This window comes from Bradyrhizobium sp. sGM-13 (genome assembly GCF_018398875.1).
Classification (GTDB): domain Bacteria; phylum Pseudomonadota; class Alphaproteobacteria; order Rhizobiales; family Xanthobacteraceae; genus Bradyrhizobium.
In genome coordinates this window covers 157,501-178,931 of record NZ_JAGWDK010000016.1, presented here as the reverse complement: position 1 = coordinate 178,931, position 21,431 = coordinate 157,501, and the positions used below count along the sequence as shown (strand labels likewise).

The window sequence follows — 21,431 nt, the reverse complement described above, 5'->3', positions numbered from 1 at the left end:
TCAGGTGCGCAATTGCGCACCATAGTTCGATGCTGCGCATCGCCCCGGAATGACGGCCTAAACCGCAACCATCGACCTCGGATCCCGCGCCGGCCATCGCCCGGCTTCCGCCAGCGCGATGAACCGCTCCACCATCTCGTTGAACAGCGCCGGCTCTTCCAGATTGAGCACGTGGCCTGATTTCGGGAAGAACGAAAGCCCCGCGGCCGGCAAATGCCGCTTCAGGAACAGACTCGGTTCAGTACAATTGTCGTCCTCGTCGCCGCACAGGATCAGCGCCGGCGTCGGCACGCGTCGGATCGCATCCGTCATGGTGTAGATCGACGGTCGCTTGCCCTGAAAGCTGCGCATGGTGTTGGCCGAGCCCCTGGCATCATGCCGCGCCAGCGCGGCGTAGAAATCGGCGTGGCCGCGCGGGTCCTTCAGCAAAAACGGAATCCGGCTCGGCGCCTCACGCGTCACCTTGGCGACTTCAACCGATCCGATCGCCTCATATTGCTCGGCATTGGCGACGCATTGCGCGCGGAAGGCGTCGAGCTGTTCGAGTGACGAGCCGGCGCCGACGGCGGCGAGCGTCATCGACAGCGCGCGCTCCGGCGCATTGAGGCCGACCTGCAGCGAGGAATAGGAGCCCATCGACAGGCCGACGAAATGCGCTTTGGCAATGCCGAGGTGATCGAGCACGGCGAGCGCGTCGGTGTAGAAATACTCGTAGGTGTAGACCTCGGCCGAGGGCGGCACGTCGGAAGGCGTATAGCCGCGCGCCGAATAGGCAATGCAGCGATGGCCGCGCGAGAAGTAACGCATCTGCGGCTCCCAATTGGTGTGGTCGGCCGCGAACTCGTGCAGGAAGATGATCGGCGTCCCGCTTCCGGCCTCCTCGAAATAGAGACGCACGCGATCCTTGGCGACGGCATAGGGCATTTCGGATTCCTCTCGATTTTCTCGTTGTTTCGTAACTTCCTTGCGCAGCTAACCCACAAAATTGCAATTAATTCTCGGGGCTGCAATGCGGCAGGAAAGGCTCATTTTCGCCATCGAATCGTCGTGGAATCACCCCGAAATTGTTTCCTCTCCGCCACACAAAATCTTCCTCTCGTCACATCGCCAAACGCAAAACGCCGGCCGCGTTCGTTCGTAGACGAACGCAAAGTGTGGGAGTGTTAGAGGTTCAAGTATGAGTCAGTTGTTTGCGTTTCGCCGGTCGCTTCGTTTCATTGCGCTGGCACTGTGTTCGGCTTCCATCTTCGTATTTGTCTCTCCGGCTTCAGCAAGACCACATCACGGCGCAGGGCGACACGCTCGCGCCTATCACGCCGGCCATCACGTCAAGCATTATGCATATCGCCACCATCGCCATGCTCTCAGGATGTCGCGCTGGAAGCACAGGGCTGCACAAATGCAGGCAGGCGGCTTTGCCGAGAATAACCCGAGTTTCCTGGGAAGCAGCGCCGAGGTGGCGACACACGGCGGTTTCGTCTCGTCCAACACAGTCAAGGCAGCGCGCGCCGATCGCGCCGGCCGTCGTGCCCGGCTCCGGCACGCCGCGCACACATCGCGCTGGGAGCGCGCGGTCACGCAGATGCACACGCGCGGCCTTGCCGATGCCAACGCTAGCGTCACGCCGGGAACGAGCGTCGAATCCAATTCAACGGTACCGCCGAACAGCGGCGCGATGGCCTCAGGCTACACATCCTCGAACGTCGTCGCCGAAGCACGGAAATATCTCGGCGGCAACCCGACGGGGCGCGGCAGGCTATGGTGCGCGCGGTTCATGAACATGGTGCTACAGCATTCGGGCTATCGCGGCACCGGCTCGGACATGGCGAGCTCGTTCGCGAAATACGGCCAGCGCATTTCCGGCCCGCAGGTCGGCGCCATTGCGGTGATGTCGCGCGGCCGCCGCGGCGGCCATGTCGGCATCATCACCGGCATCGACGCCAAGGGCAACCCGATCATGATCTCCGGCAACAGCGGCAACCGCGTCCGCGAGATGCCGGTCTCGCGCGGCCGCATCTACGCCTACGTTATGCCGACGAGCTGAGGCGGATTGTGTCGCTGCGCTTCTTCTCCTCTCCCCCTTCTTTGCGGGCGAGGCTGCCTTCACGCTGATGCGTGAAGGCAGGTGAAGCGCGGGAAGGTAGATGTGTCGCTGCCGGCGCCTTGCGCTTCGGGGCCGCTCGTGATCTCCGGTCTGCGGCATTCTGTCTTCGGTACCCGAGTTCCCGCAGTGCGTACACATTTTACATGCGCCCGGTGCCATTTAGGCGTAGGCTTTTGCCATCGCCGCTCTGTCTTTGGCTTCCATCGGTGACTGAGAGTGTTGTGCTCCCGCCTCACAAAGGGAGGGGCTGATGCCCGACGCTCAACTCACCAACAAGCTATCGCCTCGCCAAACCGTGCGACCCCGCTGTCCGATGTGCCGAGCCGACATGGAAGTGTTACGTGTTGTATCCGGAAGGCCTGGTTTCGAGCAGTGGACCTTGCGATGCGGGAAATGCGGGCTGATCCAGGAAGCGCAGGCGCCTGCGGATCCGATTAATGCCGAAGCGCGGGGGTGGTTGGGCAGCCCGCTGAAGCCGCCCCAGTAAAGGCGCTGGCTGCGATGCGGTCGATTTTATCTCGCTACCGACACCGAATGGGCGCAGCGTTCAGCGCTGCTGACTGTCAACAAGGAGGCCGCTCATGAACGGCAACATATTCAACAGTAAGGGAACCCGCGTCGCTGTGGTGGTCGGTCCCGAAATTTTCGACCTTAGCGGCAAGAAGCTCTTTGACCTCAAGGGCAAGAACATCTACCGGCTATCCGGTGAATTGGTTGGTCATCTAAATGACGCGAGCGGTTCGGCGAAGCGGCTCGACAAGGCGACCGATCGATTGTTCTCGTAATTGCGATGTGGGGCCGTATTAGTCCCCGGTTCAGCGGCTGGCGCGGGTTGCCCTAACCTGGACGAATGCCGCTTTGTTCGAGAAATCGATAGCTATTTGCGGGGAAAGGGCGCACGGTCGATACATGACCATGCGCTCGCGACGGGAAATGATTCATTTCAAGCGTCCGTTCCATCTCAAGGGGGTCGGCCGGCTGTTGCCGCCTGGTGCTTATGAGGTCATCACCGACGAGGAAATGATCGAAGGACTTTCATTTCAGAGCTTCCGCCGCGTCGCCACCATGATCATGGTTCCCGGCGCGGCGCCGCACCAAGCTTCGACGGAAATGATCTCGATCAGCTCGGTCGATCTTTCCGATGCGCAGCGCGACGACATGATCGCATCTCGTGAGTGAAACCCCGGTCGATCTCGACAAGCACCGGGGCATGGCGGCGCAAAAGGCGACCGATATCCGCCGCGCGCTCGCCGACGTCGAGGCTAACGCAAAGCTGCAGCGGGACCGCCAGGCCGCCCTCGAGCTACAGCTCCTGACCGTCCCGGCTGAGTCGTGGCCGGAAGCGGTCGCGAAGGCGCGGTACGTCCTGAATCTCTATGCGGCGGATTTGGCGCCGACCGACACGCATCACCGCGACCTCGTGGCCACCGTACTGGCCGACCTCACCCGCCTCGCTGGTGAAAGCTGACGTGACGAATATTCCGGCTCGGCCGTCGAGCTTCTTGCCACGCACTCGAATTACCTCGAATGCGCAACTGAAAGCACCGAATGCAAAATCTCTCGCCCCGTCACGTCAAGGCTGAAGAATCGCTCCGCCTCGGTGTCGTGTCCGGATGGTACTCCACCAAGGTCAGCGGAACATTTGTCTCTGGCCCGCACGAATCGGAAGCCGAATGCCTGCGCAGGATTGCGGAGATCGATCCTCAACCCGTTCGAAAGAAATGACGAGCTGAGAGCTGGCGGCACGGTCTTTACCAGCCGGAGATGGATCAATGACACTCGTGCGCGGCGACATCGGTGGTTATGAATTCAATCGCATGGTGGTCCTGTTCTCGATGATGGACGGTGCCAGGGTGATACCGTGCGCCATCAGTGCCGCAGCGATGGACGATCTCGAACATGTCTCGCGTACAGCGGCGGACCAGCGCGAACGACAATTCGTGCGGCTGCGGGATCGGATCGAACAATGCGCTTCCCGGAAATTTCTCGCTGGAGAGTTTGAAGGCAATCCCCCAGGCATTATTTTGCGCGGCATCGATTTTCGCGCATAGATCGAGCAGGCCTGAATCGAAGAGAAATGCGACGGCATGTCCCGCCTGAACTGAACAGGTGAGTATATGCCCGATCCCAAAAAAATCGCTCTCAGCGCGTGGCTTGTCCCACCCATCCTTTTGCGGGTGTGTGGGGCTGGTCATTGCCGGCGCCGTGATCATCAATTGGTAGTCCGCTTCGCCTGAGGGATTTCGGCACGATAGAGGTAGTGAACAGATGAACGAACGCCATGAGATTTTGAAGAAGGCTCGGGACCGCATGATTGAGGATCGCGATGCACACGCAAAGGTGCTCGCCGCGCCGTTCGATCGCGACAAGGCGGAGCGCGCGCGGCTGAAATTCGTTGAGCTCCAGGTGTTGATAGACGCGATCGAGCGTGCGATGGCCGGCGAACGGGCGGCGTTTTAGGGACTTCGGCCCCAGTCTCGCGCGGCCGTCCCTATGCCTACGTTATGCCGACGAACTGAGGCGCGGCTAAACGGTAGGGAGGGCAAAACGCGTGCGCCGTGCCCACCCTCTACCGTCGAGCGCGCTTCGTGGTGGTGGGCACGCGGAGCCTGTCATCGGGCGCGCGTTCGCGCGACCCGTTGGCTTTGTCGGAAACCCGGCCCTGGTTGCGTGGAGTTATGGTCGGCGCGGCCCATCCCTATGCCGCACTGGCTTCTCAGTTTCGTGAGGACGTTTCGTGGGAACTCTGGGACGTAACAGCAGGACCTTCCGACGAAGTCGTTTTCCCAGTCCAACGAAGACACCCTGAAACAAACCCGTGGTTTGATGGCTCTCCCCAAACAACCGGAGGCTATGTGAGGCTCCCTGGGGCAAGAGGTTCAGGCTCACGAGAGATTTGCCTGAGGCGGTAGGTGTCGTCATGCGCGAAGATTTTGCTTCATCCAGTTTTCTTGCTGTTATCGTCGTCGGTTTGATTGTGGTTTGTACTGGCCTCCTCGCGCTTGGAATCTGAAATCCAGTCCGAGGCGACCTGTGCGTCGGCGCGACGCTGATGCACGTCACGATTGAAGACGACGCGATCGCAAGTTTCTCCCACGGCTGCCATCGGCAAACTGGAGCTTCATCGCGCAATCTGGAGCAATTCTAGCAACCACCCATCGAACTCCGAAGATGTCTGCGTTAGAGCGAGGCATCAAAAATCCTACCGGCCAAGCCGGCAGACTTCGGGGTATCTTAAGGGTGACACTGACAGCATTTCATTCGTTTTCCGCCACTCGACTTCAACTGATGCGAATGATCTGCCTCGGGGCAGTCAGCAATTTCACGCTCTTCCTGCCGACCGGCGCTGCGCTGGCGCAGTCGTCACTGCCGCCGGTCACCGTGGATGCACCGCAGCAGCGCGCGCGTCCGGCCGCGGCCCAACCCTCCCGCCGTGCTGCGACTACGCGCGCTACGCGCGTCACTCGCGCCGCCGCCAATCCGCAGGCGGCACCGGCTGTGCCTTCATCGGGCCCAGGTGCCGGCGAACGCGCCAACGGTCCCGTGCGCGGCTTTGTCGCAACCCGCACCGGCACCGCGACCAAGACCGACACGCCGATCATCGAAACCCCGCAGTCGATCTCCGTCGTCACCACCGACCAGGTCAAAAACCAGGGGGCCGAATCGGTCGGAGCGGCGCTGCGATACACGGCCGGCGTCAGCGGCGACGTCAACGGCGGTTCCGACACGCGTTTCGGCGGACTGCAGATCCGCGGCTTCGACATGACCATGCCGGGCCTCTATCTCGACGGCCTGCGGCTGCCCAGCAGCCAATACGTGCACTTCCTCGGCCTCGAGCCCTACGGCGCCGAACGTCTCGAAGTGCTGAAGGGGCCGTCCTCGGTGATGTACGGCGGCAGCGGCACCGGCGGCATTCTCAACTATGTCAGCAAGCTGCCCACGGCCCACCAGTTCGGTGAGGTCTCCGTCTCGGGCGGCAGCTTCAATCGCTACCAGGGCCAATTTGACGTCGGCGGCCCCGCGAACAAGGAAGGCACGGTGTTGTGGCGCCTGACCGGTGTCGTCCGCGACGGTGAAACCCAGGTCGATTTCACCAAGGACAACCGCGTCTTCATCGCGCCCTCCGTGACGATCAAGCCGAACGAGGAGACCACCATCACGCTGCTGGCCAACTATCAAAAGGATACCGCGGGTTGGGGCCTGCAATTCCTGCCGGCGTCGGGCACGGCGTTTGCCAATAGCGGCCGCTTCATCCGGAACACGTTTTTCGGCGGCGAACCCAATTTCAACCGGTTCGATACCGAACTGGCCACGGCCGGATACCTGCTGTCGCACGACATCAACGAGGCCCTCACGTTCCGGCAGAACCTGCGTTATGCGTGGATGCACAACGAACAGCAGAGCTTCTACGGCCTGGGCTACGCCTCGCCGGCCGACGAAGCCGCAGGACTGATGTCGCGCTATGGCGCAGGCGGTGCCTCGACCATCAACTCCTTCGCTGTCGATAACCAGCTCCAGGGCAAGTTCGTCACCGGCATCTTGAGCCACACCACGTTGTTCGGCATCGACTACCGCAACACCTCGTTCCGGGACGCCGCTTCAGGTTACAGCACCGGCAAGATCAACGTGTTTGCGCCTGTCTATACCAACACATGGACCAATGACGGCCTGTACGACGACAAGGCGGTCAAGCAGACGCAGATCGGGTTCTACGCGCAGGACCAGATCAAGCTCGGCCGGCTCTCGTTCCTGCTGGGCGGTCGGCAGGATTTCGCGACGACTGATCTCGACGACCGCTTCAACAAGTTTTTCGCCACGACCGATGCTTCGGCATTCACAAGCCGTGCGGCCGTGATGTACAATTTCGACAACGGCATCGCGCCGTATTTCAGCTATGCCGAATCATTCTTGCCGGTGCTCAACACCAACGCCGCCCGCGAGCTGCTGAAGCCAGAAACCGGCGTCCAGTATGAAGTCGGCGTGAAGTACCAGCCGGTCGGAATCGATGCGCTGATCACTCTGGCGGCGTTCGATCTGACGCGATCCAACGTCGTCACCTTCGTACCTGCGTCAATTTTTGCCGAGCAGACCGGACAGGTGAAATCGCGCGGCGTCGAACTCGAAGGCACCGCCACGCTGGTGGAAGGTTTCAACGTCCGTGGCGCCTATTCCTACATCGATGCCGTGGTCACGGAGGACCCCGTAAACGTCGGCAAGGCGCCGACCACCGTGCCGCTCAACCGGTTTGCGCTGTGGACCGACTACACGCTGCAGAGCGGGCCGCTCGCCGGCGTCCAGGTCGGTGGCGGCGTCCGTTATGTCGGCTCGACCTTCGGCGACGATGCTAACACCTTCAAGGTGCCAGCCTCGACCGCGGTCGACGCGCTGCTGGCCTACACCAAAGACAACTATCGCCTGGCGCTGAACGTCACCAACATCGCCGACACCCGCTATGTCGCGGCCTGCTACGGCTACACGAGCTGCTTCTATGCCGAAGGCCGCAAGGCAATCGCCAAGCTGACCTATCGATGGTAGGTCGGCTGCGACATGCTGCAACCGATACCATCACCGCCGGTCAATCGACCGGCGGTGATGATGTTTGTTAATTGAGGCACCAACAGCACGGGCGAAGCCATGAAATCGATCTTCGGGCGACTGCATCGCTGGGCCGGCCTACTCACCGCCGGCTTTCTGTTTTTTTCCGGCGTCACCGGCGCGATCATCTCGTGGGATCACGAGATCGACGACCTCTTGAACGCGCATCTGTTCGATGTGACCAGCAGCGGTCCCGCGATTCCTTCCGTCGAACTTGTCAAGCTGATCGAGCAACGCGATCCGCGTGCGCGCGTGGTCCACATGTTCATGACTCCGGAGAAAGACCATTCGCTGTGGTTCTTCGTGCTGCCGCGGATCGATCCCGCCACCGGCAAGCGATTTAATCTAGATTACAATCAGATATTCCTCGATCCCAACACCGGCGCCGAGCTCGGGCGGCGCTACTGGGGCGCGGTGTGGCCGGTGACGCGTGCCAACTTTGTCTCGTTCCTCTACAAGCTGCACTACACCATGCACATCCCGGAATTCTGGGGCAGCGATCGCTGGGGGATGCGCGTGCTCGGCGTCATCGCGATCATCTGGACCATCGATTGCTTTGTCGGTTTCTATCTCACCCTGCCATCCCGTCGCCGCGCCAGGGCAGAACGGGCGCCTGCCGTTGCGCGCGAACTCGGCCGTGGCTTCTGGGCGCGCTGGGCACCGGCCTGGAAGATCAAGACCTCGGGCAGTGGCTATCGAATCAATTTCGATATCCACCGCGCTTTCAGCCTGTGGACCTGGGCGCTGCTGTTCATCATCGCCTTCACGGCGTTCTCGCTCAACCTGTATTTCGAGGTGTTCTCGCCGCTGATGAAGACGGTATCGAACTACACCCCGACGCCGTATGAGCAGCGTCCGTATCGGCATCTCGACGATCCGATCGAACCCAAGGTCACGTATGCCGATATCGCCGCGCGGGCCGCGGCCGACGGCAAGAGCCGGGGATGGACCACGCCGGTCGGTTCGATCAACTATGGCCCGGCCCACGGCGTGTATGCTGCGGCCTTCTTCCACCCCGGCGACGATCATGGCGCCGGCGGTGTCGGGCCGGCGCAGCTTTATTACGATAGCGAGGACGGAGGCCCGATCGGCGAGCGACTACCGTGGGTCGGCACCGCCGCCGATATCTTCGTGCAGGCGCAATTCCCGCTGCATTCCGGCCGTATCCTCGGGCTGCCCGGCCGCATCCTGATCTCGGTGATGGGGTTGGTGGTTGCAGCGCTGTCGGTGACCGGCGTCGTGATCTGGTGGCGCAAGCGCCGTGCCCGTGTCCGGGTGCGCGAAACCGCTGCAGCACGCTCGAGCAGGGGCCAGCTTGCGCCGGCGGAATAGCTCTATCGAGCTTGTCGGGCCTCAAATCGGCTTCTTGCAATCGAGTTGCGATCCGGTTGTCGTTGTCCGCCAAGGCGGATGATCCAGCCCCGTAGGGTGGGCAAAAGCGCGCTGCGCCGTGCCCACCATCTGTCGGCGATCGCACTTCTCTGATGCGCGTCGTTCCCGCCTTCATGCGCAATCGCGCACTCGGCGCAGGGACCCATAACCACAGGTTTGCGTTGTTGACGAAAGCCGGCTACCCGCGCGCGAAATAATTTACGCCGCGGCGTATGGGTCCCGGGTCGCGCTCGCGTTGCTCGCTTGCCCAGGACGACGAACTAATTTGCCGCGCACGCAAGCGCAATTTCGTGCTGCGGCTGCGACACGATGGCACGACGAGCAAATCACTTCTGATTTTCCGAAATCATGTCAAGCCCAGGAATCAAAAATATTCCGCTTAACAAGGCGGGCAAATCATCTGCATAACTCCGCCCGTCTCACCCATTGAGGGGCGCTCGCGATCGTCACGAACGTGCGGAGAGATGCGATGGACGCGGAAAGCGCGATAGACGTTGCGCGCCGGACGCGTACGGCGAAGTCGTGTGGTTCGGGCGCCGCGGTGCTGGCGTTAAGTCCTTAAGAAGCGAAGCTTCTCAGGGGCGACGGAGGCAAAAGAGCCGTTCTCCGGGAAGAGCACGAAGTAAGCCGTAAAGCCATTGCGCAGGGAAGGCCGGGATGCTCCCGCTGTACCTGTATGCTCGTGTGCATTTCCTTTAGCGCAAGCAGCACACGAGACCGCGGGTGCAGCCAGCATCCGGTCTTCCCTGCGCCCTCTGAATGAGAGAGTGGGAAATGAAGATGCAAACCTCGGGCGCAATGCGTCGCGAGAACGCTGCCCCATATCCCGTTGTCGTCACCCGCGAAGGCGGGTGACCCAGTATCCCAGAGACAGCAGTGATTGAACCGATAAGCCGCGGCGTACTGGATCCCCGCCTTCGCGGGGATGACAGTCGAGTGTGCGCTGCTATCTCTCCCCGTCATTGCGAGGAACGGCGAGGCGAATCACAACGAGTCGGCCTGCTCCGCCGCGATCGCATCGCCAGTGCTGATGCTGCCGCCGGTGATCACCTCGGTATAGATCCCGCAATCGCCGTGGCCGAGCTGGCGCTGCAGCGCCGGAGGAATCGCAAGATCGCGCTCGGCCGTATCGGGATCGACATTGACGGCGGCGCAGCGGACGATGCGTTTCACCACCTTCAGCCTGATATCGCCGATAGCAAGCGTCCGGTCGAGCAGGTCGAATTCGTGCCAGGCCGGCCAGCCCTCGACATAGAGATTGGCGCGGAAGCGAAGCGGATGAACGGGGGCGCCGACGATGTCTTCGATGGCGCGGACGCTGGCGAGATTGATGATCGAAACGACCTTGCGGGCGACATCCGAAAAACTGTGACCGGGGCTTTCCAGGACCTTTGGCGGGCCCTTGATCTGGCCGGCAAAGGCGGTGGCAAAGAAGTTTTCGATTGTCCGCCGGCCTTCGGCGGTCGCCAAATTGCCCTGGGCCGCAATTTGGGCGTTCCGGCGGATCGAGAGGACGTTGCTCGCGTCGTCGAAATGAGTGTGCAGGCCGGCCAGCCACTCATCCCGCATCAGCATCAGGAAGTGCGGCTTCGGCAGCCATTTCGGCGCCGCCGGATCGAAACCGGAGGGGCCGTTCTCGATGGCGTAGCGGCGGTCAGCCAACAGGGTTTGCCCGGGCTTGAGCTCGGCGCGGTCGAGCTGCTCCGGGGTCAGGCCTTTGACGGGGTAACGGTAAATCCCGGCGATCCGGGCGGGGGAGGTAGCGTCCATGCGGCTTATTAAGAGATTCCTTTGGCTTTCGCCAACTGTTCCCGAATTTGTGAGTGGGCCTCTTCCGTTTTTCCCCGCGATGCCCACATTCGAGGCAAGCCTGAAAAGCGGGCGACGATCGCGGCCGGTTGAGGAATGTCAACGCGGTCCGCGAATACCCAATGAAGATGCCGCAATCATGCCTCAGGGGTGGGAGCGGCATGCCGAGGGAAGCAAAAGATGAATATTGAAAAATACACCGAGCGGGCGCGCGGCTTCATCCAGTCTGCGCAATCGCTCGCCATGCGCGACGGGCACCAGCAGTTCTCGACGCTGCATGTGCTCAAGGTGCTGCTGGACGACAGCGAGGGGCTTGCCGGCGGGCTGATCGACCGCGCTGGCGGTAATTCCCGCGCCATCCTCAAGGCCACCGAGGACGCGCTGAAGAAGCTGCCGAAGGTTTCGGGCAGCGGCGCCGGGCAGATCTATCTTGCCCCAGATATGGCGCGCGCCTTCGACGCGGCGGAAAAGGCCGCCGAGAAGGCCGGCGACAGCTTTGTCACGGTCGAGCGGCTGCTGCTGGGGCTGACGCTCGAGAAGAGCGGCGAGGCCGGTACCATTCTGAGCAAGGGCGGCGTCACGCCGCAAAACCTCAATGCGGCAATCGAATCGCTGCGCAAGGGCCGTACAGCCGATAGTGCATCGGCCGAAAACGCCTATGACGCGCTGAAGAAATATGCCCGCGACCTCACGCAAGCCGCGCGCGACGGCAAGCTCGACCCGGTCATTGGCCGGGACGAGGAAATCCGCCGCACCATCCAGGTGCTTTCCCGCCGCACCAAGAACAATCCGGTGCTGATCGGCGAACCCGGCGTCGGCAAGACCGCGATCGTCGAAGGCCTGGCGCTGCGCATCCTCAACGGCGACGTGCCGGAGAGCCTGAAAGACAAGAAGCTGCTGGTGCTCGACATGGGGGCGCTGATTGCGGGCGCCAAGTATCGCGGCGAGTTCGAGGAGCGGCTGAAGGCCGTCCTGCAGGAAGTCACCGCGGCAGAGGGCTCAATCGTCCTGTTTATCGACGAGATGCATACGCTGGTCGGCGCCGGCAAGGCGGAGGGCGCGATGGATGCGTCCAACCTGTTGAAGCCGGCATTGGCGCGCGGCGAGCTGCACTGCATCGGCGCGACCACGCTCGACGAATATCGCAAGCATGTCGAGAAGGACGCGGCCCTGGCGCGGCGCTTCCAGCCGATCTTCGTCTCCGAGCCCACGGTCGAGGATACGATTTCGATCCTGCGCGGGCTGAAGGACAAATACGAGCAGCACCACGGCGTTCGCATCACCGATTCCGCGCTTGTCGCCGCGACCACATTGTCGAACCGCTACATCACCGATCGTTTCCTGCCCGACAAGGCCATTGACCTCGTGGACGAAGCCTCGGCGCGGCTGAAGATGCAGGTCGATTCCAAGCCGGAAGAGCTCGATTTGATGGACCGGGAAATCATCCGGCTGAAGATCGAGCAGGAGGCCCTTAAGAAGGAAACCGATCTCGGCTCGAAAACCCGCCTGCAGACACTGGAAAAGGAACTGGCTGAACTCGAGAAGCTATCGGCCGACCTGACTTCGCGATGGAGTGCGGAGAAGAATAAGCTGTCGAACGCGCAGAAGCTGAAGAGCGAACTCGACACCTTGCGCATCGAACTTGCCAATGCCCAGCGCCGCGGCGAATTCCAGCGTGCGGGTGAGCTCGCCTATGGCCGAATTCCCGAAATCGAAAAGAAGCTCGCCGAAATCGAAGCCAAGGAAGACGTGGGCGAGATGATGGAGGAGGCGGTAACCGCCAATCACATCGCGCAGGTGGTGTCGCGCTGGACCGGCGTTCCCGTCGACAAGATGCTAGAAGGCGAAAGGGACAAGCTCCTGAAGATGGAGGATAGCCTCGGCAAGCGCGTGGTCGGCCAGGCCGAAGCCGTGCGTGCGGTGGCAACTGCCGTGCGCCGATCGCGCGCCGGCCTGCAGGACCCGAACCGTCCGATGGGCTCGTTCATGTTCTTGGGCCCGACCGGCGTCGGCAAGACCGAACTGACGAAGGCGCTGGCGGAGTACCTGTTCAACGACGAGACCGCGATGGTCCGCCTCGACATGTCCGAGTATATGGAAAAGCACTCGGTGTCGCGGCTGATCGGCGCGCCTCCCGGCTATGTCGGCTATGACGAGGGCGGCGCGCTCACTGAAGCGGTGCGGCGGCGGCCCTATCAGGTGGTGCTGTTCGACGAGATCGAAAAAGCGCATCCCGACGTCTTCAACGTGCTGCTGCAGGTGCTCGACGACGGCCGGCTGACCGACGGCCAGGGCCGCACCGTCGACTTCCGCAACACGCTAATCATCATGACTTCGAACCTCGGTTCGGAATTCCTGGTGAACCAGCCGGAGGGCGAGGACACGTTTGCCGTGCGCGAACAGGTGATGGGGATGGTGCGGGCGCATTTCCGGCCCGAATTCCTCAACCGCGTCGACGAGATCATCCTGTTCCACCGCTTGCAGAAGAGCGAGATGGGCCGGATCGTCGAGATCCAGTTCGCTCGCCTGCAGAGGCTGCTGGAGGATCGCAAGATCGCGCTGACGCTGGATGCCGCGGCGCGCGACTGGCTGGCCGCCAAGGGCTGGGATCCGGCCTACGGCGCCCGCCCGCTGAAGCGGGTGATCCAGCGCAACCTGCAGGACCCGTTGGCCGAGATGATCCTCGCCGGCGAGATCGCCGACGGCGACCGCGTCGTGATCTCGAGCGAAGGCAACGTGCTGACCTTCAACGGCAAGTCTGCGCAGACCGCCGAGATCGCCCAGTTCGAAGCGCCGGTGCCGAAGCGCAAACTGAATTGAGGCGCCCCACCAACGCAAAAGCCCCGAACACGCAATGTTCGGGGCTTTGGCTAAGGAGCCTGTGGCTATGTCATTCCGTTGAACTGACGGCAGGCCCCGGCTGACCGGGATCATCGTCCTCGGGCTCGAGCTCCGTCAGTATATCCACGAGTTCGCGGACCCGGCCGGTCGCCAGCGGCCGGCCCGCATTCAGCATCGGCTCGTCGTTGGCCATCCAGGCTTGAGCCTCCGCCAGCTCATCTACTGTGGCGCCGGTTCCGATGATCTGGGCGATCGTGACTTCGTCAGCCCCGCTGACTGCTTTGATGACGTCGTCCCGGGTAATGCGGTTCATTGCTGCTCATCCCCTTCACGTCGCACCAACAACCGCCCGCCGCCAGCATGCGGCGGGCGGTACGCGAGCAAGGTGCCTCAGCGGCCCGTAGTAAGCCGCGGCGGATTTTGCGTCATGATCCAGATTTCGATCGCCGCCAGCACCGCCACGGCAGCGCCGATCAACACGTGCACCGTCATCGCCGTGGTTCCCTGGAAGCCCAGTACCCAAGGCGATACCAGCGCCCACAGTCCGACGATCAGGTTCAGCCATTCCTCCCACACCGCGAACGCTGCCAGCGCCGCTATCGCAAGGATCGCGATTACGAGGCCTGTGACATAGGCGTTGTTGGAAACCGTTCCGGCGTCAAAGCCGAACATCCACGGCGAAAAGAACAGTATCGCGCCGAGGACCAGGTTCGCGACGTCGCACCATTTTGCGTTGCTCCAATTCTCCATGGCATCCTCCATTGAAGATTTTGCCAGTTAGTCAACTGGATACCGGCCGTTCAGGTTCCATCGGGGCCGCGGCTGAACGCAAATTAATGAAACCGCCGGACGGCGCTTCGATTGCCCTTGCAGGTGATCGGCGTCGGCTACTGCCGGGAGCCATCGGCTAACCCGAGACAAGGTTCCCTCCGATGACGAAAGAAATAGTCCTACACAACAAACCCGTCTTCGATCAGATCCACCCCAGTATCTATGGGGCCGCGGTCGGGCTTGTGGCGTGGTTTGCGGCAGCGGCCTGGATATTGTTCGACCGCCAGAGCGACATCGGACTTCTGCTGGCCATGGTCAGCGTATTGTTGCTGGTTGCCGTCCTGCTTCCCTGGTCGCTGTCGCTGGTCTGGAAGCGGCACGCGAAGCCACATAAACCGCACTCCGACGAGACCTCGTTTCATGATTGGAGGGTTGGCGACTTCGCGGTCTGGGACAGCAAGATCCATGGTACGCACGCGGCAATCGACATGCTGCTGCCGCTGGCCGCCGTTGCCTTCGGACTTACGGCGATCGGAATCGTCTTCCTGATCAGCGCTCACGCGGCGCCGTAGATAGGTTGCCTCTCGGGGCGGGGCTTTCCCTGCTAGCGTCAATCTGGACGAGCAGCGTCAGCGGCTGACCTGGCGGGTCTGCGGCGTGGTGCCGGTGGCTTCCGAAACCCGCGCCGAGTTGCCGCGGTTGCTCATCTGGGCGTCGAGGCGGTCGCGTTCCTTCTCGAAGCTCGCCAGCATTGAGCCTTCGAGCGAGCGGCCGCGCGGCAGCTTGACACGCATCGGGTCGACGAAGCGGCCGTTGACGAGAATTTCGTAGTGGACATGGGCGCCGGTCGACATGCCCGTCGATCCGACGAATCCGATCACCTGGCCCTGGCGCACGCGCTTGCCGGGCTCCATGCCCTTGGCGAACGCCGACATGTGGCCGTAGGCGGTCTCGTAGCCGTTGTTGTGTTTCAGGCGAACGTATTTGCCGTAGCCGCCTTCCCAGCCGACCTTCTCGACCACGCCGTTGCCGGAGGCGAAGATCGGCGTGCCGTAGGGCGTCGCCCAGTCCACGCCGGTGTGCATCTTGGTAAAGCCCAGGATCGGGTGGCGGCGGCCGCCGAAGCCCGACCGCATGATGGCGTTGTTGACGGGTTTGCGGACCAGGAACTTCTTCGCGCTCTTGCCGGTCTCGTCGTAAAAATCGACGACGGAATCGTCGGGGGTCTGAAAGCGATAGTATTTTTTGGTCTCGCCACCGACGGTGAGGGAAGCGAACAGCACCTCGGTCTTTTCGGTGCTGGGGGTGGCTTCGTCGTCGCCGGCGAAGAACACATCGAAGGAGTCGCCCGGCTGCACCTTGCGCTGGAAATCGACATCGTAGGAATAGATGCGGACCATGTCCTCGATCACCGCGGCCGGCACCTTGTTGCGCATGGCGGTCTCGTAGATGCTCTGGTAGAGGCGGACGCCGCTGCCATCATCCTCGTCGTCATCGTCGTCATCTTTGCCGGCGGGGGCTTCAGCGACGGTATTCATGCTCTGCACGTCGACCGCGACATATTTGCCGACGTCCGACAGCGCGGCCACGGCTTCGACGGTGGTGTCGTTGGCGACGATCACGCGATAGGGCTGCAGCCGGGCGGCGGGCCCGAGGCCCGAGGGCGCCATCAGGATGCGCAGCTTCTGGCCTTCCTTCAGGCCGCCGTCGCGGCCACGGGCGCCAAGGGTCAACGCGATCGCCCTGGCTTCATCGGGCGTCGCGCCCTGGTCGCGCAGGATCGAAGCGACGCTGTCGCCCTTCCTCACGATGTGAACGCGCTCGCCGGTGGGGTTGCCGCCGGTGATCTGGTCCTTGGTCTTCGGCAGCAGGGTGATATTTTCCGGCACGATGCGGGTTTCAAAGCCGGCATAGGGATCGGAGACGTTGCCCTCGGTGGCATAGGCGAGCTTGAGATCGGACTGCACGCCGCTGGTGTCGGCGGCGGCATTGGCAAGCGCCGTGTAGCGGACGCCGCCAGAGCCGCGCCAGTTCGCGGCATCCCGCACCCGCATCAGGACTTCGTCCAGCGCGACCACGGCGGAGACTTTCGCCTTCGGCAGCACCGTTGCCAGATCCTTGGTCACGAAGGAAACCTCGGCGTCGGGTTCAACCGCCTCGGGATTGTTCGGATCCTCGGAAGCCGGCTGGGTCGGGCTGCCGACATCGGTGAGCATGCGCTGCGCGTTGAACGGCGGGATCTTGGCGGCGAGATCGCTCGTCGTCATTGATAGATTGCCGGAGATGCGAACGAATGGCCGCACCCGCATCACGTCGCGGTTCCCGACCCGGGTAACCGTCGATACCCGCATCACATTGCGCGAGGCGGTGGATTCGCCGGGCGGCGGCAGGCGGTCGCTCTTGTGCAGGGTGGCGGTGCGGTCATTGGCGCCGAACGCCCCGCGCAACGCGCCTTCGACGCGCTCGGGCACCTTGGCAAAGGTCATTTCGCCGTCGAGGGACGCAAAAACGGCGCCGCCGATGAGGGCTGCGCCGCACAGACCGGTCAGGATAGTGCCGCTGAACCATTGTACAGAGACACGGCGGCGGTCGATCACCGCGGCTTCGGAGCCATCCACGGAAAGTGGCGGCTCGTGACCGAGATCAATGATCCCGATCTCGCGTCCATAGCCGCTTCCGCGTGGCGCCTTCTGGCTCAACCCTGTGTCCCCCCAAATTCCATCGACATCGACAAGACCTCGCCCGATCCAGACCCCACGTTTCTGCCCTTTTGAGGGGAGCGATTCCGGAGCATGGCGTTGCCGCACGCATGGAAATTCGGGAATCAGAGGCCAGAAGAAGACCGGCCGCAGTCTCGAACGTCAATGGTCAGCAGATCTCTCGAAGTTTCCTGGCCGCGTGGGAAAGGCGACGGGTTCCTCGAGATCGCCTGTCCCGGGTAGATGAACACACCGGGCAGCCCCCACTGGCATCCGGCGATTCAATGCTTACCTTATAGTCAGAACGTCGCAGGATTGTGGCTCAAGTGCGGCCAAAGGCCCGAAACATAGGGACTTCTTGGCGTCCCAAAATTCTTCGACGTGATGCGACAATTTGTTGACGAAGGGCGTTGACAACCCCGATCGGGCGGGCCTATAACCCGGCCACTGAGCGCGGCGATGCATTGGCCCCGAGGCCAAGGCATCTATTCGCGCCCCGTAAGCTCCTCATTACGATGAGTGACTCAACAGCCGATACAAGTCGGTTGTTATTTGTCGTCGGATGGGTGGCTACGGAACCTTCCAGAGATGGAAGGGTGGGATCCCACGTGATCCCGGGCTGTTTGACAAGTGAAGATGAAGAAAGAGAAACGTGGACGGCGGAGTCCTTGCGAGTCTCGATCACTTGAATACGCAAGTATTGAAGTGTTGAGGCTGGACGAAAGACTTCGGCGGTACACGTTTTAAAGGTTACACCATCGTCGTCAGCGATGTGAATCGCGGGCGATAAAAATGGTGGGACCTCGTCAAACGTTGTGATCAGCCGGTTCAAGGTTTCAAGTCCAACTTGAGAGTTTGATCCTGGCTCAGAGCGAACGCTGGCGGCAGGCTTAACACATGCAAGTCGAGCGGGCGTAGCAATACGTCAGCGGCAGACGGGTGAGTAACGCGTGGGAACGTACCTTTTGGTTCGGAACAACCCAGGGAAACTTGGGCTAATACCGGATAAGCCCTTACGGGGAAAGATTTATCGCCGAAAGATCGGCCCGCGTCTGATTAGCTAGTTGGTGAGGTAATGGCTCACCAAGGCGACGATCAGTAGCTGGTCTGAGAGGATGATCAGCCACATTGGGACTGAGACACGGCCCAAACTCCTACGGGAGGCAGCAGTGGGGAATATTGGACAATGGGCGCAAGCCTGATCCAGCCATGCCGCGTGAGTGATGAAGGCCCTAGGGTTGTAAAGCTCTTTTGTGCGGGAAGATAATGACGGTACCGCAAGAATAAGCCCCGGCTAACTTCGTGCCAGCAGCCGCGGTAATACGAAGGGGGCTAGCGTTGCTCGGAATCACTGGGCGTAAAGGGTGCGTAGGCGGGTCTTTAAGTCAGGGGTGAAATCCTGGAGCTCAACTCCAGAACTGCCTTTGATACTGAAGATCTTGAGTTCGGGAGAGGTGAGTGGAACTGCGAGTGTAGAGGTGAAATTCGTAGATATTCGCAAGAACACCAGTGGCGAAGGCGGCTCACTGGCCCGATACTGACGCTGAGGCACGAAAGCGTGGGGAGCAAACAGGATTAGATACCCTGGTAGTCCACGCCGTAAACGATGAATGCCAGCCGTTAGTGGGTTTACTCACTAGTGGCGCAGCTAACGCTTTAAGCATTCCGCCTGGGGAGTACGGTCGCAAGATTAAAACTCAAAGGAATTGACGGGGGCCCGCACAAGCGGTGGAGCATGTGGTTTAATTCGACGCAACGCGCAGAACCTTACCAGCCCTTGACATCCCGGTCGCGGGCCCCAGAGACGGGGTCCTTCAGTTCGGCTGGACCGGAGACAGGTGCTGCATGGCTGTCGTCAGCTCGTGTCGTGAGATGTTGGGTTAAGTCCCGCAACGAGCGCAACCCCCGTCCTTAGTTGCTACCATTTAGTTGAGCACTCTAAGGAGACTGCCGGTGATAAGCCGCGAGGAAGGTGGGGATGACGTCAAGTCCTCATGGCCCTTACGGGCTGGGCTACACACGTGCTACAATGGCGGTGACAATGGGATGCTAAGGGGTGACCCTTCGCAAATCTCAAAAAGCCGTCTCAGTTCGGATTGGGCTCTGCAACTCGAGCCCATGAAGTTGGAATCGCTAGTAATCGTGGATCAGCACGCCACGGTGAATACGTTCCCGGGCCTTGTACACACCGCCCGTCACACCATGGGAGTTGGTTTTACCTGAAGACGGTGCGCTAACCGAAAGGGGGCAGCCGGCCACGGTAGGGTCAGCGACTGGGGTGAAGTCGTAACAAGGTAGCCGTAGGGGAACCTGCGGCTGGATCACCTCCTTTCTAAGGATGATCCTTCAGATAGCTTGCTATCTATCGGATCGTTTTAGAAACATCAGTGGCCAACAATCGTCAGGATTGTTGAGCTGCATTGGCGGGATTTCGCCGTCTTCGTTTCTCTTTCTTCGCGGACGAACACGCGCCAGGGGCTTAGCGCTGTGCGAAGGTTTGGCGCTTGTGCGATGCATTGGCGTGAGCCGATTGCGCGCGAGCTTGAGTCCTTCGTGTTAGGGGCTTGTAGCTCAGTTGGTTAGAGCGCGCGCTTGATAAGCGTGAGGTCGGAAGTTCAAGTCTTCCCAGGCCCACCACGCTTCGCCGTTGGCTACGCGTGGCGCAGCCACGCGACATGACAAAGCGAAGCGTGCCCGGCATAGCCCAAAGGGCGACGACGGGCCTAAGGGAGCATTCGTCTTCTGGTACGGGGCCATAGCTCAGCTGGGAGAGCGCGTGCTTTGCAAGCATGAGGTCGTCGGTTCGATCCCGTCTGGCTCCACCAGATGAAATCGAAGACCGGGAATGCCTCGAGTAATCGTCCGCGAAACATCACTTCGCATGCGCAGTCCGGATGGATAGCGTGATGCGTGATATCTGACATCGTAAAGAGGAGATCGATCCGAGTTTGGGATCTGCAAAGCAATTTGCGGGCTCTCATTCCTAATCTCCAGATCATTTCGGCGCTCGCTCATCGCAAGATGTGTGAGTTGTAAATGATCTTTGTAGCGAAGCTTGACCGCCTCGCTATCGGTTCGATCTTACGAAGCAAGCTGGTCTTTCTAATCAGTGTCCGGCTGTTGCAATCGCATTCATCGAGGATGCGTGCCTTCAATGGCTGTTGCGCAGACAACATTCTGCCGAGTGTGTGGACATTGATAATGAGAGCAATCAAGTGCCTTAAGGGTGTTCGGTGGATGCCTTGGCGCTGAGAGGCGATGAAGGACGTGCTACGCTGCGATAAGCCGTGGGGAGCTGCGAAGAAGCTTTGATCCACGGATTTCCGAATGGGGAAACCCACCTTCGATAGCTGGAACTCCAAGATCTCTATCTTGGGGTTCGTACAGCAATGTGTGAGACCAAGCCGTGAGGTTTTGGATTTCCAGTTATCAAGTGAAGGTATGAAATCTCTGAATTCATAGGAGGTTTTAAGCGAACCCAGGGAACTGAAACATCTAAGTACCTGGAGGAAAGGACATCAATCGAGACTCCGTTAGTAGTGGCGAGCGAACGCGGACCAGGCCAGTGATACATCAAAGACAACCGGAACCTGTCAGGAAAGCAGGGCCTCAGAGGGTGATAGCCCCGTACGGGTAATGCGATGATGTATCCTTGAGTAAGGCGGGACACGTGTAATCCTGTCTGAACATGGGGGGACCACCCTCCAAGCCTAAGTACTCCTCAGCGACCGATAGTGAACCAGTACCGTGAGGGAAAGGTGAAAAGCACCCCGACGAGGGGAGTGAAATAGACCTGAAACCGGACACCTACAAACAGACGGAGCCCAAGATACGTTCTGGGTGACGTCGTACCTTTTGTATTATGGGCCAGCGACTTAATTTAACGAGCAAGCTTAAGCCGATAGGCGTATGCGCAGCGAAAGCGAGTCTGAATAGGGCGCCAAGTTCGTTGTATTAGACCCGAAACCTAGTGATCTAGCCATGAGCAGGTTGAAGGTGAGGTAACACTCACTGGAGGACCGAACGGGTGTCTGTTGAAAAAGACTCCGATGACTTGTGGTTAGGGGTGAAAGGCCAATCAAACTGGGAAATAGCTGGTTCTCCGCGAAAGATATTTAGGTATCGCCTCGCATGAATGCTTCGGGGGGTAGAGCACTGGATGGGCTAGGGGGACTTACCGTCTTACCAAACCCAACCAAACTCCGAATACCCGAAAGCAA

General features: G+C 60.8%; 15 protein-coding genes, 2 tRNA genes and 2 rRNA genes (1 of these 19 running past the window's edge). 14 read left to right on the top strand and 5 right to left on the bottom strand.

All coding sequences use genetic code 11. The annotated features are described in order from the left end of the window. Positions 1-57: 57 nt before the first annotated feature. Positions 58-924, bottom strand: a complete 867-nt coding sequence (locus KJQ96_RS24135; RefSeq protein WP_213288993.1) for an alpha/beta fold hydrolase — start codon at positions 922-924, stop codon at positions 58-60. A gap of 253 nt (positions 925-1,177) precedes the next feature. Here KJQ96_RS24135 and KJQ96_RS24130 point away from each other — a divergent pair, with 253 nt between their 5' ends. From KJQ96_RS24130 to fsrB, 8 genes are all read left to right on the top strand, one after another. After that, entirely contained in the window at positions 1,178-2,044 is an 867-nt protein-coding gene (locus KJQ96_RS24130; protein WP_213288992.1) for a TIGR02594 family protein, read from the top strand. 641 nt (positions 2,045-2,685) lie between these two features. Then, positions 2,686-2,889: a hypothetical protein gene (locus KJQ96_RS24125; protein ID WP_213246851.1), complete on the top strand. Its 204-nt coding sequence runs from the start codon at positions 2,686-2,688 to the stop codon at positions 2,887-2,889. A 124-nt stretch (positions 2,890-3,013) separates the two neighbouring features. Further along, positions 3,014-3,283: a hypothetical protein gene (locus KJQ96_RS24120; protein WP_213288990.1), complete on the top strand. Its 270-nt coding sequence runs from the start codon at positions 3,014-3,016 to the stop codon at positions 3,281-3,283. Further along, positions 3,276-3,572 (top strand): hypothetical protein, encoded by a 297-nt coding sequence (locus KJQ96_RS24115; protein WP_057842871.1) that lies wholly within the window; start codon positions 3,276-3,278, stop codon positions 3,570-3,572. Before KJQ96_RS24120 ends, KJQ96_RS24115 begins: the two co-directional genes overlap by 8 nt. A 304-nt stretch (positions 3,573-3,876) precedes the next feature. Further along, positions 3,877-4,155: a DUF1488 family protein gene (locus tag KJQ96_RS24110; RefSeq protein ID WP_213288989.1), complete on the top strand. Its 279-nt coding sequence runs from the start codon at positions 3,877-3,879 to the stop codon at positions 4,153-4,155. Positions 4,156-4,372: 217 nt separating this feature from the next. Next, positions 4,373-4,564, top strand: coding sequence for a hypothetical protein (locus tag KJQ96_RS24105; protein ID WP_213288988.1), 192 nt, complete (start codon positions 4,373-4,375; stop codon positions 4,562-4,564). An 834-nt stretch (positions 4,565-5,398) separates the two neighbouring features. Continuing rightward, a complete protein-coding gene (locus KJQ96_RS24100; protein WP_249734455.1) occupies positions 5,399-7,639 on the top strand; it encodes a TonB-dependent siderophore receptor in 2,241 nt (746 codons plus the stop codon). A 99-nt stretch (positions 7,640-7,738) separates the two neighbouring features. Beyond that, positions 7,739-9,031, top strand: a complete 1,293-nt coding sequence (gene fsrB, locus KJQ96_RS24095; protein WP_213288987.1) for a siderophore utilization protein FsrB — start codon at positions 7,739-7,741, stop codon at positions 9,029-9,031. A gap of 1,044 nt (positions 9,032-10,075) precedes the next feature. Here fsrB and KJQ96_RS24090 read toward each other — a convergent pair. Beyond that, positions 10,076-10,861 (bottom strand): MOSC domain-containing protein, encoded by a 786-nt coding sequence (locus KJQ96_RS24090; RefSeq protein WP_213288986.1) that lies wholly within the window; start codon positions 10,859-10,861, stop codon positions 10,076-10,078. Positions 10,862-11,080: 219 nt separating this feature from the next. On the opposite strand from KJQ96_RS24090, the gene clpB reads away from it, so the two are divergent. After that, the gene (clpB, locus tag KJQ96_RS24085; protein ID WP_213288985.1) at positions 11,081-13,720 is read left to right on the top strand and encodes an ATP-dependent chaperone ClpB; all 2,640 of its coding nucleotides are present in this window, start codon (positions 11,081-11,083) and stop codon (positions 13,718-13,720) included. Positions 13,721-13,790: 70 nt separating this feature from the next. Here clpB and KJQ96_RS24080 read toward each other — a convergent pair whose 3' ends face one another. Next, complete coding sequence (locus tag KJQ96_RS24080; protein ID WP_213288984.1) at positions 13,791-14,054, bottom strand: hypothetical protein; 264 nt, start codon at positions 14,052-14,054, stop codon at positions 13,791-13,793. 77 nt (positions 14,055-14,131) lie between these two features. Beyond that, complete coding sequence (locus tag KJQ96_RS24075) at positions 14,132-14,491, bottom strand: SPW repeat protein (protein WP_213288983.1); 360 nt, start codon at positions 14,489-14,491, stop codon at positions 14,132-14,134. A gap of 182 nt (positions 14,492-14,673) precedes the next feature. On the opposite strand from KJQ96_RS24075, the gene KJQ96_RS24070 reads away from it, so the two are divergent. After that, positions 14,674-15,084: a hypothetical protein gene (locus tag KJQ96_RS24070; protein ID WP_213288982.1), complete on the top strand. Its 411-nt coding sequence runs from the start codon at positions 14,674-14,676 to the stop codon at positions 15,082-15,084. A gap of 57 nt (positions 15,085-15,141) precedes the next feature. On the opposite strand, the gene KJQ96_RS24065 is transcribed toward KJQ96_RS24070, so the two are convergent. Continuing rightward, the gene (locus KJQ96_RS24065; protein ID WP_213288981.1) at positions 15,142-17,211 is read right to left on the bottom strand and encodes a M23 family metallopeptidase; all 2,070 of its coding nucleotides are present in this window, start codon (positions 17,209-17,211) and stop codon (positions 15,142-15,144) included. Positions 17,212-18,054: 843 nt separating this feature from the next. On the opposite strand from KJQ96_RS24065, the gene KJQ96_RS24060 reads away from it, so the two are divergent. The 4 genes from KJQ96_RS24060 to KJQ96_RS24045 all read left to right on the top strand — a co-directional run. Continuing rightward, positions 18,055-19,543, top strand: a 16S ribosomal RNA gene (locus KJQ96_RS24060). Between the two features lie 228 nt (positions 19,544-19,771). Beyond that, positions 19,772-19,848: transfer RNA gene (locus KJQ96_RS24055), tRNA-Ile, on the top strand. Positions 19,849-19,960: 112 nt separating this feature from the next. Beyond that, positions 19,961-20,036: transfer RNA gene (locus KJQ96_RS24050), tRNA-Ala, on the top strand. A 384-nt stretch (positions 20,037-20,420) separates the two neighbouring features. Then, positions 20,421-21,431 (top strand): 23S ribosomal RNA (locus KJQ96_RS24045) (it continues 1,833 nt past the right edge of the window). The 16S and 23S rRNA genes sit together here with 2 tRNA genes alongside, the layout of an rRNA operon.

Bases quoted from the DNA above. Each gene is read 5' to 3' on its own strand.
- fsrB (WP_213288987.1), top strand. From the start codon at position 7,739: ATGAAATCGATCTTCGGGCGACTGCATCGCTGGGCCGGCCTACTCACC.
- KJQ96_RS24090 (WP_213288986.1), bottom strand. From the start codon at position 10,861: ATGGACGCTACCTCCCCCGCCCGGATCGCCGGGATTTACCGTTACCCC.
- KJQ96_RS24130 (WP_213288992.1), top strand. From the start codon at position 1,178: ATGAGTCAGTTGTTTGCGTTTCGCCGGTCGCTTCGTTTCATTGCGCTG.
- KJQ96_RS24100 (WP_249734455.1), top strand. From the start codon at position 5,399: ATGATCTGCCTCGGGGCAGTCAGCAATTTCACGCTCTTCCTGCCGACC.
- KJQ96_RS24125 (WP_213246851.1), top strand. From the start codon at position 2,686: ATGAACGGCAACATATTCAACAGTAAGGGAACCCGCGTCGCTGTGGTG.
- KJQ96_RS24135 (WP_213288993.1), bottom strand. From the start codon at position 924: ATGCCCTATGCCGTCGCCAAGGATCGCGTGCGTCTCTATTTCGAGGAG.
- KJQ96_RS24080 (WP_213288984.1), bottom strand. From the start codon at position 14,054: ATGAACCGCATTACCCGGGACGACGTCATCAAAGCAGTCAGCGGGGCT.
- KJQ96_RS24120 (WP_213288990.1), top strand. From the start codon at position 3,014: ATGACCATGCGCTCGCGACGGGAAATGATTCATTTCAAGCGTCCGTTC.
- KJQ96_RS24105 (WP_213288988.1), top strand. From the start codon at position 4,373: ATGAACGAACGCCATGAGATTTTGAAGAAGGCTCGGGACCGCATGATT.
- KJQ96_RS24075 (WP_213288983.1), bottom strand. From the start codon at position 14,491: ATGGAGAATTGGAGCAACGCAAAATGGTGCGACGTCGCGAACCTGGTC.
- KJQ96_RS24110 (WP_213288989.1), top strand. From the start codon at position 3,877: ATGACACTCGTGCGCGGCGACATCGGTGGTTATGAATTCAATCGCATG.
- clpB (WP_213288985.1), top strand. From the start codon at position 11,081: ATGAATATTGAAAAATACACCGAGCGGGCGCGCGGCTTCATCCAGTCT.
- KJQ96_RS24070 (WP_213288982.1), top strand. From the start codon at position 14,674: ATGACGAAAGAAATAGTCCTACACAACAAACCCGTCTTCGATCAGATC.